The organism is Paraburkholderia sp. GAS333 (assembly GCF_050435665.1).
GTDB lineage: Bacteria > Pseudomonadota > Gammaproteobacteria > Burkholderiales > Burkholderiaceae > Paraburkholderia > Paraburkholderia fungorum_A.
Genome location: NZ_JBNDKS010000006.1, coordinates 215923 through 230822, shown reverse-complemented (window position 1 = coordinate 230822; position 14900 = coordinate 215923). Strand labels below are relative to the sequence as shown.

General features: G+C 59.2%; 12 protein-coding genes and 1 other annotated feature. Of the genes, 9 read left to right on the top strand and 3 right to left on the bottom strand.

Translation table 11 applies throughout. The features are described 5' to 3' along the window. The first annotated feature begins 3 nt into the window (after window positions 1-3). The 3 genes from ABH945_RS28315 to ABH945_RS28305 all read left to right on the top strand — a co-directional run bounded on the left by ABH945_RS28315 (window position 4) and on the right by ABH945_RS28305 (window position 4966). A complete protein-coding gene (locus tag ABH945_RS28315; protein WP_429252772.1) occupies window positions 4-3165 on the top strand; it encodes an efflux RND transporter permease subunit in 3162 nt (1053 codons plus the stop codon). Further along, on the top strand, window positions 3162-4631 hold the full coding sequence (locus tag ABH945_RS28310) for an efflux transporter outer membrane subunit (protein ID WP_429252771.1): 1470 nt from the start codon (window positions 3162-3164) through the stop codon (window positions 4629-4631). Before ABH945_RS28315 ends, ABH945_RS28310 begins: the two co-directional genes overlap by 4 nt. A 65-nt stretch (window positions 4632-4696) precedes the next feature. After that, entirely contained in the window at window positions 4697-4966 is a 270-nt protein-coding gene (locus tag ABH945_RS28305; RefSeq protein WP_429252770.1) for a DUF4148 domain-containing protein, read from the top strand. Window positions 4967-5029: 63 nt separating this feature from the next. On the opposite strand, the gene ABH945_RS28300 is transcribed toward ABH945_RS28305, so the two are convergent. Continuing rightward, window positions 5030-5923, bottom strand: a complete 894-nt coding sequence (locus ABH945_RS28300) for a LysR family transcriptional regulator (protein ID WP_429252769.1) — start codon at window positions 5921-5923, stop codon at window positions 5030-5032. A 683-nt stretch (window positions 5924-6606) separates the two neighbouring features. On the opposite strand from ABH945_RS28300, the gene ABH945_RS28295 reads away from it, so the two are divergent. From ABH945_RS28295 to ABH945_RS28275, 5 genes are all read left to right on the top strand, one after another. Further along, a complete protein-coding gene (locus tag ABH945_RS28295; protein ID WP_429252768.1) occupies window positions 6607-7638 on the top strand; it encodes a DNA-binding protein in 1032 nt (343 codons plus the stop codon). A 34-nt stretch (window positions 7639-7672) separates the two neighbouring features. Further along, window positions 7673-7788, bottom strand: a sequence feature (AL1L pseudoknot). After that, a complete protein-coding gene (locus tag ABH945_RS28290) occupies window positions 7758-8018 on the top strand; it encodes an acyl-CoA dehydrogenase family protein (RefSeq protein WP_429252767.1) in 261 nt (86 codons plus the stop codon). It overlaps the preceding feature by 31 nt. A 63-nt stretch (window positions 8019-8081) precedes the next feature. Further along, window positions 8082-9302 carry a cation:proton antiporter gene (locus ABH945_RS28285; RefSeq protein WP_429252766.1) on the top strand — a complete coding sequence of 407 codons (1221 nt, stop codon included), beginning with the start codon at window positions 8082-8084 and terminating at the stop codon, window positions 9300-9302. A gap of 413 nt (window positions 9303-9715) precedes the next feature. After that, window positions 9716-10915, top strand: a complete 1200-nt coding sequence (locus ABH945_RS28280; protein ID WP_429252765.1) for a CynX/NimT family MFS transporter — start codon at window positions 9716-9718, stop codon at window positions 10913-10915. A 107-nt stretch (window positions 10916-11022) separates the two neighbouring features. Further along, window positions 11023-11796 (top strand): MBL fold metallo-hydrolase, encoded by a 774-nt coding sequence (locus ABH945_RS28275; protein WP_429252764.1) that lies wholly within the window; start codon window positions 11023-11025, stop codon window positions 11794-11796. 46 nt (window positions 11797-11842) lie between these two features. On the opposite strand, the gene ABH945_RS28270 is transcribed toward ABH945_RS28275, so the two are convergent. Continuing rightward, a complete protein-coding gene (locus ABH945_RS28270; protein ID WP_429252763.1) occupies window positions 11843-12949 on the bottom strand; it encodes an alkene reductase in 1107 nt (368 codons plus the stop codon). Window positions 12950-13000: 51 nt separating this feature from the next. Continuing rightward, window positions 13001-13759, bottom strand: a complete 759-nt coding sequence (locus ABH945_RS28265) for a nuclear transport factor 2 family protein (RefSeq protein WP_429252762.1) — start codon at window positions 13757-13759, stop codon at window positions 13001-13003. Between ABH945_RS28265 and ABH945_RS28260 the strand changes: the two genes are divergently transcribed. Then, window positions 13643-14530 (top strand): LysR family transcriptional regulator, encoded by an 888-nt coding sequence (locus ABH945_RS28260; RefSeq protein ID WP_429252984.1) that lies wholly within the window; start codon window positions 13643-13645, stop codon window positions 14528-14530. The genes ABH945_RS28265 and ABH945_RS28260 overlap by 117 nt on opposite strands. Window positions 14531-14900 lie beyond the last annotated feature (370 nt).

The window sequence follows — 14900 nt, the reverse complement described above, 5'->3', positions numbered from 1 at the left end:
ACCATGTCCAGATTCTTTGTTCACCGGCCCATTCTTGCCTGGGTTATCGCGATCGTCATCATTCTGGCGGGCGTGCTTTCCATCAAGGCCCTTCCAGTCAACCAGTATCCGAACATTGCCGCGCCCGCGGTGATCATTACTGTCACGTATCCGGGCGCGTCTGCAGAGACCGTGCAGGACACTGTGGTGCAGGTGATCGAGCAGCAACTCAACGGTCTCGACGGACTGCGCTACATCTATTCGAACAGCAACTCGGACGGCAGCATGTCCATCATTGCGACGTTCGATCAGGGCACCAATCCGAACATCGCGCAGGTTCAGGTGCAGAACAAGCTGTCGCTCGCGCAGCCGCTGTTGCCGCAGGAAGTGCAGGAGCAGGGGATTCGCGTCGCGAAGTACCAGGTCAACTTCATGATGGTGGCGTCGCTCGTGTCGGAAGACGGCAAGATGTCGAGCGCCGATCTGGGCAACTTCCTCGCGTCGAATCTGCAGGACCCGATTCTGCGGACCAAGGGCGTGGGTGACTACGTGTTGCTCGGCGCGCAATACGCGATGCGAATCTGGCTGAATCCGGCCGCATTGGATAAATACGCGCTGACGCCGCTCGACGTGACGTCCGCGATCAGTGCGCAGAACGTCCAGGTGTCGGCCGGTTCGCTCGGCGGACTGCCGACGCAAACGGGCGTGCAACTCAACGCGACCATTGTCGGCAAGAGCCGTCTGAAGACCGCTGAAGAGTTCAGGAACATTCTGCTGAAAACCAATAGCGATGGCTCGCTCGTGCATTTGCGCGATGTCGCCACCGTGGGCCTGGGTGCGGAAAGCTATTCGATCTCCAGCAAATACAACGGCAAGCCGTCGGCGGGGATTGCACTGCGTCTTTCGACAGGTGCGAACGTGCTCGATACGGTTGCGCGTGTACGTGCGTTGCTCAAGGAAAAGGCCGCGATCCTGCCGCCGGGCGTCAAGGCGATCGTGCCTTATGACACGTCGCCGGTCGTATCAGAGTCGATTAAGGAAGTCGTGAAGACGCTGCTCGAAGGCATCGTGCTGGTGTTCCTCGTGATGTACCTGTTCATGCAGAACCTGCGCGCAACGCTGATTCCGACACTCGCAGTGCCGGTGGTGCTACTCGGCACGTTCGGCGTGCTGGCGGCGTTCGGTTACACGATCAATACGCTGACGATGTTCGGCATGGTGCTCGCGATCGGCTTGCTGGTGGACGACGCCATCGTGGTCGTCGAGAACGTCGAACGGGTAATGACCGAGGAGCACTTGTCGCCGAAAGACGCGACCATCAAGTCGATGGGACAGATCCAGGGCGCGCTGGTCGGGATCGCGACGGTGCTGTCCGCCGTGTTCGTGCCGATGGCATTTTTCAGCGGCTCGACCGGTGTGATCTACCGACAGTTCTCAGTGACGATCGTCTCCGCGATGGTGTTGTCGGTGATCGTTGCACTCGTGTTCACGCCGGCACTGTGCGCGACGATTCTCAAGGTACCCGAGCACGGACATAGTGAAAAACGCGGTTTCTTCGGCTGGTTCAACCGGCGCTTTGACAGCTTCACCAACCGCTTCGAAAAAGCGGTGGTGGGGATTCTGAAAAAGAAGCCGCGCTATATGTTCGCGTGGCTGATCATGGTCGTGGCAGTGGCCGCCCTGTTTCCGAAAGTGCCGACGGCGTTTCTGCCGAACGAAGATCAGGGGCAGTTGCTTGTGCAGGTGCAAATGCCGCCGAACGCAACCGCCGAGCGTACCGAGCAGGTATTGACGGAAGTGCGCGAGTATCTGTTGACGAAGGAATCCGGTGCGGTAGCTTCCGTGTTTACCGTGAACGGCTTCAACTTTGCGGGTCGCGGACAGAGTTCGGCAATGGCCTTCGTCGCGTTGAAACCGTCCAGCCAGCGTACGGGTAAAGATCCGAGCGTGTTTGGTGTGGCCTCACGTGCGGGAAGTTTCTTCAAGACCATCAAGGACGGTACCGTGTTGCCGATCGTGCCGCCGGCGATCATGGAGATGGGTAACTCTGAAGGCTTCGACATGTATTTGCAGGACTCGCAATCGCGTGGTCACGAAGCGCTGATGGCGGCATTCGGCAAGTTCATGGCACAGGCGAAGAAGGACCCGGTGCTCACGAACGTGCGTCTGAACGGCATGTACGACGAGCCGCAATTCCACTTCAATGTCGACGAACAGAAAGCACAGGCATTGGGCCTGAGTCTCGCGGATATCGACGACACGATGTCGATCGCGTGGGGTTCCGAATATGTGAACGACTTTATCGACCGCGGTCGCGTGAAGAAGGTCTACGTGCAAGGGCAGGCGGGTGCACGCATTGATCCGAACGACTTCGCGAAGTGGTATGTGCGTAACAGCTCAAACCAGATGGTGCCGTTCGACGCGTTTGCGTCGGGTTCATGGGGCTTCGGTTCACCGAACCTCGAACGTTTCAACGGCATTCCCGCAGTCGAAATTCAGGGTCAACCGGCTGAAGGCTATAGCACGGGCCAGGCCACCGCCGAGGTGAAGAAGATCGCGGCCACGCTACCTGGCTACACCCTCGCGCCAGCCGGCCTGTCGTACGAAGAAGCAGCTGCTGGCAGCCAGGCGCCGGCCCTGTACGTGCTGTCGGTGCTGATCGTGTTCCTGTGTCTTGCAGGTCTGTACGAAAGCTGGACGGTGCCGATCTCGGTGCTGATGGTGATACCGCTTGGTGTTCTCGGCGCAGTGTGCGCGACACTTGCGCGCAGCCTGACCAACGACGTGTTCTTCCAGGTGGGCTTGCTGACGACCGTCGGTCTGTCGGCGAAGAACGCGATTCTGATCGTCGAGTTTGCGAAGCAGTTGTACGAGAAAGAAGGGCGGACACTTGTGAATGCAGCGGTGGAAGCAGCGCGGCTGCGCCTGCGCCCGATCATCATGACATCGATGGCATTCATGCTCGGCGTACTGCCGCTCGCGATTGCACGCGGCACGGGTTCGGGTAGCGAAAACTCGGTGGGTACAGGTGTGGTAGGCGGCATGTTGACGGCTACCTTCCTCGCAGTGTTCTTCGTGCCGATGTTCTACGTCGTCATTACCCAGTTGTTCACGAGAGGCAATCCCACGGACGACCCGGAAGCCGGTCAAGTGGAACAACGCGAAACCGAGGGGCATACAGCATGAACACAAGATGCAAGTGTATTTTTGCCGCTGCAGTCAGCCTGTTCATGGTGACCGGTTGCACGCTGATGCCGGATTACAGGCGTCCCGATGCGGCAGTTGCGCAGCAGTTCCCCGACGCGCAGGCGCATCGCGACAACGCCGTGTTGAAGAGCGTCGGTGATCTGCGCTGGCGCGATTTCTATCAGGACCCGGAACTCGATGGGTTGATCCAGATGGCGCTCGCAAACAATCAGGATTTGCGCGTGTCGGTGCTGAACATCGAGAAGGCGCAGGCCGAGTACCGGATTCGTCGCGCTGATCTGTTGCCCACGTTGTCAGCGTCGGCGAGCGATGCGGTCGAACGGTATCCGCAAGACGTGTCGCCGACCGGTTACGCGGAAACGGCGCACGACTACAGCGTGCAGGGCGCGGTTGCGTCGTATGAGTTGGATATTTTTGGCCGTGTGCGCAGCCTGAGTCAGGAAGCGCTGCAAAACTACTTCTCGCTCGAAGCGACACGCAAAGCATTCCAGATCACGTTGATTTCGGAAGTCGCGCAAGGCTGGCTTACCTATCAGGCTGATGCAAACCTGATGAAGTTGAGTGCCGATACGCTGAAGAGTCAGAACGACGCATACCGGATCACGAGCGCGAAGTACAAGTACGGTACGAGCTCGCTGCTCGACGTCACTCAGGCCGAGACATCGGTGCGTACCGCCGAGAGTAATCTCGCTGAATATCAGCGTCAGATGAAGCAGGACGTCAATGCATTGACGCTGCTGGTAGGCAAAGCCGTGCCGACGAATCTGCTCGATGTGCGTGAGATGGATGCGCTCAAACTGAACGACGCGCTGTCGCCCGGCGTGCCGTCAGATCTGCTGACGCGTCGGCCGGATATCGTAGCCGCTGAGGATTCTCTGAAGGCGGCGAATGCCGATATCGGTGCCGCACGTGCAGCGTTTTTTCCGCGCATCGAGCTGACGGCGTCGGGCGGCACGGCAAGTGCTCGCCTGGGCGGTCTGTTCGAACCTGGCAGCGGCGCGTGGAGTTTCGGTCCGAATATCTCCATTCCGATCTTCGACTATGGACGTAATGCGGCGAACCTGAAAGTCTCCAAAGTGCAGCGCGATATCGCAGTCGCGACGTATCAGAAGACCATTCAGACCGCGTTCCGGGAGGTGTCGGATGCGTTGGCCGGACTCGATACCTATCGCAGCCAGGAGACGGCCGGCCGACAGTTGGTCGACGCAAGTGCAAAGGCCTACAAGCTCTCCAGCGATCAATACGCGGACGGTGTCACCGATTATCTCGACGTACTCGTCAACCAGCGTTCGCTGTATAGCGCGCAGCAGAACCTGATCAAGCTCCGGCTTGCACACGCGGGAAATACGTTGTCGCTCTATACCGCGCTCGGTGGTGGATGGAATCAGGCGGATTCGCCTGATACGCCCAATGCACCTGCCACGCAGACAGTCAGTGCCCGATAGCGCGAGGCCGTGTCAGTGAATGCGTCTTGTCGCGCTAGCTATGAATCAATCTTGAGGTCTCAATCATGAAGTCTATTGTTCGTATCGTTGTGCTTACCGCTGCCGTTGCGGCGCCGATGTTGTCGTTTGCTCAGACCACCCCGTCCGTGACGCGTGCGCAAGTGCGTGCTGAAATGAGCCAACTGGAAAAGGCCGGCTACAACCCGAGTACCGCAGGCGCGTTTTATCCGTCGGGACTGCAAGCGGCGGAAGCGCGTGTCGAGACGCAGAACACGCCCGCTCAGGTCGCACATGCGACCGGTTCGAGCGCGGTCGATGGGACCACGACGCAGTAAGCAGTCAGCGGCTCCTGGCGATGGCGGAGCGAGGGCGTGTACGTTATCGCGATACCTCGCCCGCTAGGTGGCGATGGATTGCTGCGCGAGTTCGAGCAGGAGCCGCGTCGTTGCTGAACGGTCGAATGCGCGGGTCGCAATCACCAGTTCGGTGAAGCAGTTCGCCATCGGAATCGGGCGAAACACCGCGCCGTCAATACCGAATCGCTCAAGCGAGCGCGGCACCAGGCCCACGCCTAATCCAGCCGCCGCGAGACTCACGATACTCACGGAATCGCCTGCTTGCAGCATCGTTGCGGGTTCGAAGCCCGCTTCCATGCACAACTGCAATACGCGATGTCCGATCCCGACGCCAGGCGGATCGCCGACGACGATGAAGCGTTCGTTAGCGAGATCGCGCAGCGTCAACTTGTCCGCTTGCGCGGCAGGATGTTCGCGTGACATGACGACGTCTAGCGGTTGCCGCGAGAATGCGGTGAGCTTGATCGATGAAGGCAACGGGCCTGGCGGCGAGCGGAGGAATGCGACATCGATCCGTTCGTCGGCGAGGGCAGTCACCTGTTCTTGCACCGTGATATCGCGAAGGTCGAGCTCCACTTCGGGACGCGCTTCTGAGAATCGATGCAGCAACGCGGGCAATTCCGGTTCCAGCATTGCCGAGTGCGCATACGCGATGCACAGCTTGCCTAGTTCGCCGCGGCTTGCGCGCCGTCCCGCGAGTACGGCCGTCTCTGCTTTGGCGAGCGCCGTTTTTGCGTGTTCCAGAAAAATCGCACCGGCTTCTGTCAGTTCAATACCGCGCCGAACCCGATGAAAGACCTTGAAATCGAGTTGCGCTTCCAGCGTTTTGATCTGCTGCGTGACAGCGGGTTGGGCAATCCCAAGCAATTCTGCCGTGCGGCCGAGGTGTAACTGCTCGGCAGCGGTGACGAAGGTGCGGAATTGACGGAAATCCATGAACGTCCCCAAATTTCGGTCGGCGAATCATATCAAATCCGATGTGACTTAATGCGGGGTCAGGTAACCACAAAGGCGCATTCGCCCGTTGGTTTCATCGGACCAATGTGGCATGAACATGTTGGAGGAGCGTGGCAGGACTGCGGCGGCTAGCCGTCCGTATCCCGTCAATGCAGATTGCCGAAAATTCCTCGCAATGCCACGCGCAACAGTTCGTCCGATGTGGGCTTGCTCATGAAGCTCATGGCAGGGCGCATACGTTTATTCGTATATCAGCGCGCCGAGGATTTCTGGCTTGACGTCCAGTTGACTATCAAACTGCAGCACCAGTGTTCCGAGTAACGTCCACTGGGCGCGCATACCTTTTGCCGCGCACACAGGTGGCTATCTCCCGCTGAACATCGCCGGTTCGTTCCTCGGCCCCTGGCTTTATGGACCGGTGAGCGATCGTTACGGTCGACGGCCGGTGTTCCTTCTCTTCCTGGTGATGCAGGCGGTCGCGGTGCCTGTGTATCTGTCTGTCAGCGGCTCTTGCCGCACCCTGAATACGTTTCGCATCGATCGCTGGCGCGCGGTGATTTACAAACGACATTATAAATGTAATGTCGTTTGTAAAAACAAAATAGTCATATATCTACCGTTTTACGTAGTAAAATTGTCATCAACAAATCACGGATTTCCCCATGGACGCCGACCTTTCCCCTGATGCCGCTCTGGCTGCCGACATCGAGCGCGTAAAGCTCTCGCACCCGAAAACGCGCGAGTTATACCGCGAGGTGTGTGCGCTGCTGTTCTTCCGCTACGGCATCACGCCCACTGCGAACCGGCTGTACCAGCTGGTCCGGCGGGGCAGCATGGGCACGCCGACCCAGGTGCTCGGCGAGTTCTGGACGGAGTTGCGCGAAAAGAGCCGTGTGCGTATCGAACACCCGGACCTGCCGGCTGATCTCGGTGCGGCGGCAGGCGAACTGGTGGCGACCCTCTGGACGCGCGCGACTGCGTCGGCCGCGACCGCGCTGGACGCGCTGCGCGATGAAGTAGAGAGCGCGAGGGCGGACGCGCAGCTATCGGTGACCACAGCCCGCGATGAACTCGGCCGGGTCGAGACCGCGCTCGAGCAGCGCACCGCGGCGCTGCTCGCCGCCCAGGTCGAAGTACGGGAACTGGAGAAGGCGCAGGCCGAAGGCCACGCTCAACGTCAGGCGCTCGAGGCCGAACTGGAACGCAGCCGCGCGGCACTCACCGCACGCGATCGCGAACTGGTTGAGGTGAGGGAAGGTTTTTCGCGCGATCTCGACAAGCTGCGCGAAGCGGCGGAGCGTGCTGAGGAACGGTTGCGCGCATCGGAAAAGCGTGCGCTGCTGGAGATCGATCGTGAGCGCAGCGCTGCGGCGAAACTGCAGAAAGAACTCGATGAGACGACGCGTCGCGTGGAGCAGAAAGAGGCCGATCATCGTCGTGCGTCGGAAATCATGCAGACGCAACTGGGCGAAACACGTCACCAGGCAGGTGTACTGCAGGGGCGGCTCGATGCTGTTCAGGCAGAGAACACGCGGTTGCAGTCAGAGATCATCGCCCTGCGGGAAAAGCAGGCGAGTGCGCGCGAAATCAGTGAACGGGCGGCCCCTGCAGCGGACCGTCGAACGCCGCGTGCGACGCGTCCGGCGCGCAGTGTGCCGGCCAAACCGCTCACGCGTCGCAGAAAGACGATATAGGACGGAAAGAACTGATCTATGCGGAGAGGCCCGATGCGGCAATCCGCAGACTTTGGAGATCGGCTCGACCCCAAGGGTATCGCCATGCTGATCGATGGAGGCCTTCAGGATTTCAGGGGTTGGTCGAGCTCCGCCTGGGCGAAAAAACCACTCACGAGTTTCGGAGTCTTCTGAAACAGCCCAGCACCGAGCTTGCCAGGCGCGCAGCACATCTTTGCGCGCAGTTTCACGGTGCGCGCGGCTACCTGTCCGAATCCGAATCAGCACGGCTCTATCGCGATGCCACCGCTGGTACCATCGCGGCCGGCGCGAGCGAACTCGTCCGCGAAATCATCTTCGACAGTGTCGACCCGGAAGCGCTGCTCGACCAGGCGCGCTGATCACGCTGTCTTTTGTTGCAATCCCTCAAAGCAATTTTTCTTTTCTTCCGCACGGAGCATGCAATGTGGTTGATTCAAGTGGCTGTCGTCATTCTGGTCTGCAATGGCTGCGGTGCGATTGCCGTGCGTCTGGGGCAATGCAAGGTCATCGGCGAGATTACCGGTGGTATTTTGCTCGGGCCGCTCGCTCTGGGTGCCGTTACGCCGTCGCTCTATAACGAACTTTTCTCGCCGGGCGCGACTTCGGCAATCGGCCAGTTCGGAGAGGTCGGCCTTGTTCTGCTGATGTTCGAAATCGGCCTCGATGTGCGTTTGCCGCAGCAACGCGCGCTGTTCGGCCCGGTGCTGATTGCGTTGGCGGGTATGTTGCTGCCGTTCGGCGGCGGCGTCGCGATTGGCTGGTTTGCGCACGATACGCTCGCGCCGCAGCAGGCGTTCTGGCCGTTCGTGCTGTTTTGCGGCGTGGCGTTGTCGGTGTCGGCGGTGCCGGTGATGGCGCGCATCGTCGCCGATCTGAATCTCACGCGGCACCCGGCGGCCTCGTCGGCGCTTTCGGCGGCAATGGTCGGCGATCTGCTCGGCTGGTGTGTGCTTTCGCTGATTATCTGTTTGTCGCGCCACGACGCGGGATGGCGCACGCTGGGTGTGAACCTCGCGGCGCTCGCGGTGTATGTGGCGGTGCTCGTGATCGCGTCGAAGTGGTTCCTGCGACGCGCGGTCGAACGCTCGCTGGCGCAAGGCTGGTCGCGCGACACGGTGGTGATTCTGGCCGCCTTCGTGCTGATCTCTGGATGGCTCACGTCGCGCTTCGGCTTTCATAGCGCGTTCGGCGCACTGCTACCGGGCATGCTGCTGCGTCAGGTGCCCGGATTGCGCGAGCATTTCAACCGTCTGCTGGGCGGTTTTCTGCATAGCATCCTGATGCCGATTTTCTTCGCGTATGCGGGGCTGAATCTGCAGATGTTCGATGTTACTGTGCATGCGCAGTGGTTCTGGCTGCTGGCGTTTATCGCTGTCGGATTTTCGGGGAAGTATGTGGGCGTGTTCGTCGGATCGCGCGCGGTTGGACACGCGCGTGGCGACGCGACGGTAATCGCCACGCTGATGAATGCACGCGGTTTGATGGAACTGATTTTCCTGTCGATCGGATTGCAATTGCGGATATTGCCGCCGAACGTCTACACGATGCTCGTGATTTTCGCGTTGTTCACCACCGGGGTCACGGCGCCGCTGTTGCGCCGTTCTATGCGTCCGACGACGGCGGTCGCGACGGAGTCGATCTAGTACGGAGCGATGGGCGGAACGTCTTGGCGTTTCGTCCATTTTTGTTTATACGGATGCCAGGAATACCAGACAGTCGTCGGGCTAGACTCCGGCGAACGAGCGGATAGATACGGCAATGCCGTCTTCCATATAAGCCGTTCTTTCGCGACATGAATAATCATGTAATCACGGCGACGTTTTTCCGCGTTCGTTCGCGCGTCCATTTGCCATCTCCTCCGACGATATAGCCTCGAATTGCTACCACACGATGTCCCGCCGACGCGTCGATTGAGCGGCTTGCGCATCGATGCGCAAGCATTTACACTGCGGCCCAGACAAGCGGCTCACAGCTTCTTGCGTAAGCGTTAACGTGAACCAACGCACATCACTGCATCACCTGCAAGGGGTTGGTGCGAGTGCGACTGGTTCATTGAATGAAATCGAACGCTGCTTCTCTCGCGTCTTCGCGACGTACCGCTTTCCTGTTCTCCGTTGGCATCGTTCTGATAGCGGCTAACCTTCGGGCGCCTATAACAAGTCTCGGCCCTGTACTCGGCGACGTACAGCGCGAGCTTGGGTTGAACGACGCCGCCGGCGGCTTGTTGAGCGCACTTCCCCTTGCCGTCTTTGCGATCGTATCGCTCGTTGCGCCAGCTTCTGGCAGAAAGCTCGGAGCAGAGCGGGCACTGGGTGCCGCATTGGTCGCGATCCTGACGGGCACGTTGTTCCGGTCGCTTGCCATTCACTCTGCCGTTTGGGTCGGCACTCTGGTTATCAGCGCGGGTATTGCGGTAGCCAATGTCTTGTTACCGGGCCTGGTGAAACGCCGATCTCCGAAGCACGCTGCATCGCTCATCGGGATCTATGCGGCGGCAATGGCCTTATTTGCCGGACTAGGCGCCGGACTCGCGGTGCCGATTGCGCACATCCCCGGTTCAAGTTGGCGTGTGTCGCTTGGTGTGTGGTCCGTGTGCGCGGCGATCGCGCTGCTGGCGTGGCTTCCGCAGATGCGTAGCAGCCGTCATGAAGCTCGTTCCCCCGCGTCCGCCGCACTGGCGACGAACAGGTCGCCGTGGACGCAGGCGATCGGCTGGCAAGTATCCGCGTTTTTCGCATTTCAGTCGATCGTGTTCTATTCCATCGTGAGTTGGTATGCGACGATTGCCGCGTCGCGAGGAGTCTCCCCGGCATCGGCCGGTGTGGATCTGCTGCTTTTTCAGATTGTCGCGATAGCGACCAACCTGGGCGCCGCGCCGATCATCAAGCGAGCGAAAGACCAGCGGTTCATCGGCGCGGGATGCGGACTTCTTTACCTCGCGGGATCTGTCGGCATGATGCTGGATTTGCCGTTCTCGACTCTATGGTTGCTGGTGGCAGGTCTGGGTGCGGGCCTTTCGTTGACGACGAGTCTTTCGCTCTTCGCGCTCCGCTCTGCGAGCCACGAGCAGGCGGCCGAACTTTCGGGTATGGCGCAGTTCGTCGGATATGGCGGTGGTGCGCTAGGTCCGATTGTTTTTGGCGTGCTCCATGAGATGACCTCGAACTGGACCTATTCGCTCGCGATTCTGGTTGCAGCTAGCATGCTTGTTACGCTGTTTGCCTATCAGGCGGGTAGGGACCGGACGATGGTTTAAGCGTGAAGAGTGGTGGTTCAATCGCCTACGGCGCTTCCATGACAACGATCTCGAAGTCCGAGGCGAAGTGTGTCAAAGTAACCACTCATACTCGCGAGCGTCCCTAAATGACCACGTTACCAATTGCCCAGCGGTGGTTTGAACTCCAACGCGTCAGCGATGACATCACCCTGCTTTGGGAACCCCACGTCGTGCCGCTGATGCGCTGCAATATCTGGCATGTGCGCGGCCGCGACCGAGACCTGATGATCGACACGGGGATGGGTATCGGCAGCCTGCGCGATGCGGCCAGGCACCTGTTGCAGAAGGACGTCACCGCCGTTGCGACGCACACGCACTCGGATCACGTCGGCGGACATTACGAGTTCGAACACACACTGGTTCACGAGTTGGAGGCAGATAACCTGCGCTCGCCGCGCGAGCGTGGCACCCTACTGGCGTCGGTGTTGGGCGACAAGGCAATTCGCAGGTATCGCGAAGCAGGGTATTCGATCGACGGTGATCTGATTACGGCACTTCCCGACGCTGATTACTCGATGTCTGACTATCGCGTGCGGGCCGCGACGGTGACGGAAATCGTCAAGGAAGGGACCGTCGTCGATCTCGGGAACCGGAGTTTTGAAGTCCTGCATCTGCCCGGCCATTCACCGGGCAGCATTGGCCTGTGGGAAGCGGCTTCCGGCACTCTGTTCTCCGGCGATGCGATCTACGATGGCCCGCTACTGGACGAGATAGGCGGCGCTGATATTCCGACTTATGTGCGAACGATGAAGCGCTTGCGTGAACTACCCGTGCAAGTGGTTCACGCGGGGCACGATGGAAGCTTCGGGCGCGAAAGACTGATCGAGTTGGTCGATGCCTATCTGGCTAAACGCACCTGATCGCTGGCTGGCTCGGCGGTTGGGTGATCTGGCTGCTGGAGTCCGGTCACTCGACTTGGGACTGGTAAAACGGATAGTCAGTGTAACCCTTGGCAACCGTGCCATTCACACCGTATAAGGTGGCTCGATCCGCGTCAGCGATGGGCCAGTCGTGCTTCATCCGCTCGACCAGATCCGGGTTCGAAATGAACGGCCGTCCGAACGCGATCAGGTCGAGTTCGCCGCGAGCGAGGGCCGCCTCGGCGGTGGCGCGGGTGAACCCACCTGCCGCCATCAACGTGCCCTGATACGCCTCGCGGAATCGGGCAGCGAAGCCATCAGGGATCGACTCCGCGCCGATGGTCAACTGATCGCTCAAATGAACATAGGAGAGACGCATTTCATTCAGCACATCAGCCGCGTACAACCACGTTTGTGCTTCATCCTCGTAAGGCCGCATGTCGAACAGGCGGCCAAAGGGTGATAGCCGCACAGCAACCCGCGTATTGCCGATCTCATAGGCGAGTGCATCGAGCGTTTCCCGCATAAACCGCAGACGGTTCTCGATTGACCCGCCGTAGATATCGGTACGCGTGTTCAGCGCCCCATTCAGAAACTGTTCGAACAGGTAGCCGTTTGCACCATGCAGTTCGACGCCATCGAAACCGGCATCAATTGCCCTGCGCGCGGCCTGTACAAAGTCGACGGTGATTCGCTTAACTTCCTTTTCGCTTAACGCTCTAGGATGACTTGCCTGAATGGGTCCGGCTTGACCAGGTGCGATCCACGCAAAAGCGTTCGACTTCTCGGCCAGTTGCGAAACCGAGGACACGGGTGCTAATCCGTCGGGCTGGATGGATACGTGCGACATACGTCCTACGTGCCACAATTGGGCGAAAATTTTCCCGCCTTTTGCGTGCACTGCATCTGTGACTTGACGCCAGGCGTCGGTCTGTTCATCCATATAAAGCCCCGGATTGAACAGATATCCGCAGCCTTCGCGCGAAATGGGCACACCCTCACTGACAATCAGGCCTGCGGTCGCCCTTTGCGAGTAGTAGAGAACAGTGTGCTCATCGGGGATGTCATTGAGTGCTCGCGCGCGCGTCATGGGAGCCATGACTACGCGATTCGAAAGCGGCGTACCGGCCAGATCATAGGGTTCAAATAACATGTTCGTTGAAGTCCGAAAAAGAGTTGAAGAATGCGGGTGCGGCCAGGGTACTCAACTGGGCAGGATCAGACCGTTTCCCGGGTCGCCGCCACCGCCGTTGGACTCCGGCCAGACGACGTCGAGGCGGGTACGGCTGATAAGCCAATGATCGTCGACGAGTCGATATTCGTCGGCGTAAAGGCCAAGCAACAGAAACGGACTTTCTGATGCAGGCCGTGTCGTCACCAGGTCGATCAGGTAGCAACGTCCCTCAGCGCGATCCTCGTCAAGGAGTTCGATCCATTGGTTGGCGATCGCATGCAGAAATGGGTAGCGCCCACGGTTTTGAGTATCGAAAGCTGCGAAGGCTTGGGAGAGCCCCTCACGGATCGCATCCCGTCCACGCCACACGCCGCGATCGACTTCGCAGATCGCGTCCGTGGTGAATAGCTGGGCCAGTGCATCCATCCGGTTCGCGTCCAGGTAGTGGCAATAGCGCTTGCGGACGTTCTTGATGGCTTCAATCGCGAGTAACTTCGAGATGTCGGTAGACACAGATTCCTCGGTCGGAAATAGGTGTTGCCAGCTTAACCCCGCGCATTTACTCGATAAATCCCTCAAAAATCCATTCACTTGATCCTGCCAGGATAAAGTAAAGCATTTCTCGGGATACCTATGGCTTATCAGCGATTCGATGGAATTACCGAATTCGTACTGGCGGCGCAGCTTCAAAGCTTTACGGCTGCGGCATTGCAACTCGGTGTCACCAGTTCCGCAGTCGGCAAGGGAGTGTCCCGGCTCGAGCGTCGTCTCGGTGTAAAGCTTCTTCATCGAACTACGCGCCGGCTCTCCTTGACCAGCGAAGGAGAGATCTATCTGACCAGTTGCTTGCGTGTGATCGGGGATCTGGACGACACCGAGGATTGCCTCTCCACGGGACAACCTGAGCCGCGGGGGCAACTACGAATCGAATTGCCCGGCGCGTTCGGGCGCACGCATATCGCACCGGCGTTGATAGCGCTGGCGAGACAGTACCCGCAACTAGACCTGACGATTACTTTTGGTGACCGCACGGTCGACATGATTAGCGAAGGTATTGATCTTGCGGTACGTATCGGCGATCTGAAGGATGATCCAGAACTCGTTGCCCGACCGCTCGGTGAACAGCATCTGGTCATTTGCGCCTCGCCTGACTATTTGCGAAAGCGCGGTCAGGTGGCCGGCAAGGCGGCCCTGCTTGAGCATGACTGCATCATTGGATGGCGCAGGGGCATACGTGCTACCTGGTTACTCTCCGGCCCGGAAGGCTCGGTCGACGAGCAGGAAATTCACGTTCGTCACGAACTGGGCGACGGAGAGATGATGGTGCGAGGTGTCCTTGAGGGCTGCGGCTTGTCCCAGTTGCCGACCTGGCTGGTGCATGAGCATTTGAAGTCGGGCGATCTGGTGACGGTTCTGGATGAGTTCTCGGGGGTGAAGATGCCCATCCACGTTATCTGGCCTCGAACTCGCTATGTCCAGCCGAAGGTGCGTGTCGTCAGCGACGCTTTGCTGGCATTGGCGGAAGGAAGCCCAGAGGTTTTCGCGTGCGGTCCGGCCTGATTTTTTTGCGCTCGGGCGGCTATGTGCTATTGACGGAAGTCGGATCCGCGTCGACCTGCGAGCAGACTGATCGCGACGATGCACGCACCAACTGTTGTTTTATCCGTCATGTATCGAGCGCCGCTATTTACCAGGACAAAGGCTTGAACATTCACTACAACGTTCGACGCCATCACACTCTTTATTGAAAGCAATTGGAAAGGTCGATGACCCGTCCTGAGGTAACTGCGCACATAGCGTCACGCTCGACCTATGTCTGACTCTCTGCTCACCTCACTGCAATCTGGCACCCAACCCATCTAATTTAGTTATCAGCACTCTCGCATCAAACCGCCGCGAAGACTGCTTCCCATCTGCTGAAGAAATAACT

Excerpts from the sequence above, each read along its gene's own strand:
- ABH945_RS28315 (WP_429252772.1), top strand. The coding sequence starts at position 4 with ATGTCCAGATTCTTTGTTCACCGGCCCATTCTTGCCTGGGTTATCGCG.
- ABH945_RS28310 (WP_429252771.1), top strand. The coding sequence starts at position 3,162 with ATGAACACAAGATGCAAGTGTATTTTTGCCGCTGCAGTCAGCCTGTTC.
- ABH945_RS28305 (WP_429252770.1), top strand. The coding sequence starts at position 4,697 with ATGAAGTCTATTGTTCGTATCGTTGTGCTTACCGCTGCCGTTGCGGCG.
- ABH945_RS28300 (WP_429252769.1), bottom strand. The coding sequence starts at position 5,923 with ATGGATTTCCGTCAATTCCGCACCTTCGTCACCGCTGCCGAGCAGTTA.
- ABH945_RS28295 (WP_429252768.1), top strand. The coding sequence starts at position 6,607 with ATGGACGCCGACCTTTCCCCTGATGCCGCTCTGGCTGCCGACATCGAG.
- ABH945_RS28285 (WP_429252766.1), top strand. The coding sequence starts at position 8,082 with ATGTGGTTGATTCAAGTGGCTGTCGTCATTCTGGTCTGCAATGGCTGC.
- ABH945_RS28280 (WP_429252765.1), top strand. The coding sequence starts at position 9,716 with ATGAAATCGAACGCTGCTTCTCTCGCGTCTTCGCGACGTACCGCTTTC.
- ABH945_RS28275 (WP_429252764.1), top strand. The coding sequence starts at position 11,023 with ATGACCACGTTACCAATTGCCCAGCGGTGGTTTGAACTCCAACGCGTC.
- ABH945_RS28270 (WP_429252763.1), bottom strand. The coding sequence starts at position 12,949 with ATGTTATTTGAACCCTATGATCTGGCCGGTACGCCGCTTTCGAATCGC.
- ABH945_RS28265 (WP_429252762.1), bottom strand. The coding sequence starts at position 13,759 with ATGAAGAAGCTTTACACCGAGACGACGCTCGAGCCGGGACACTCCCTT.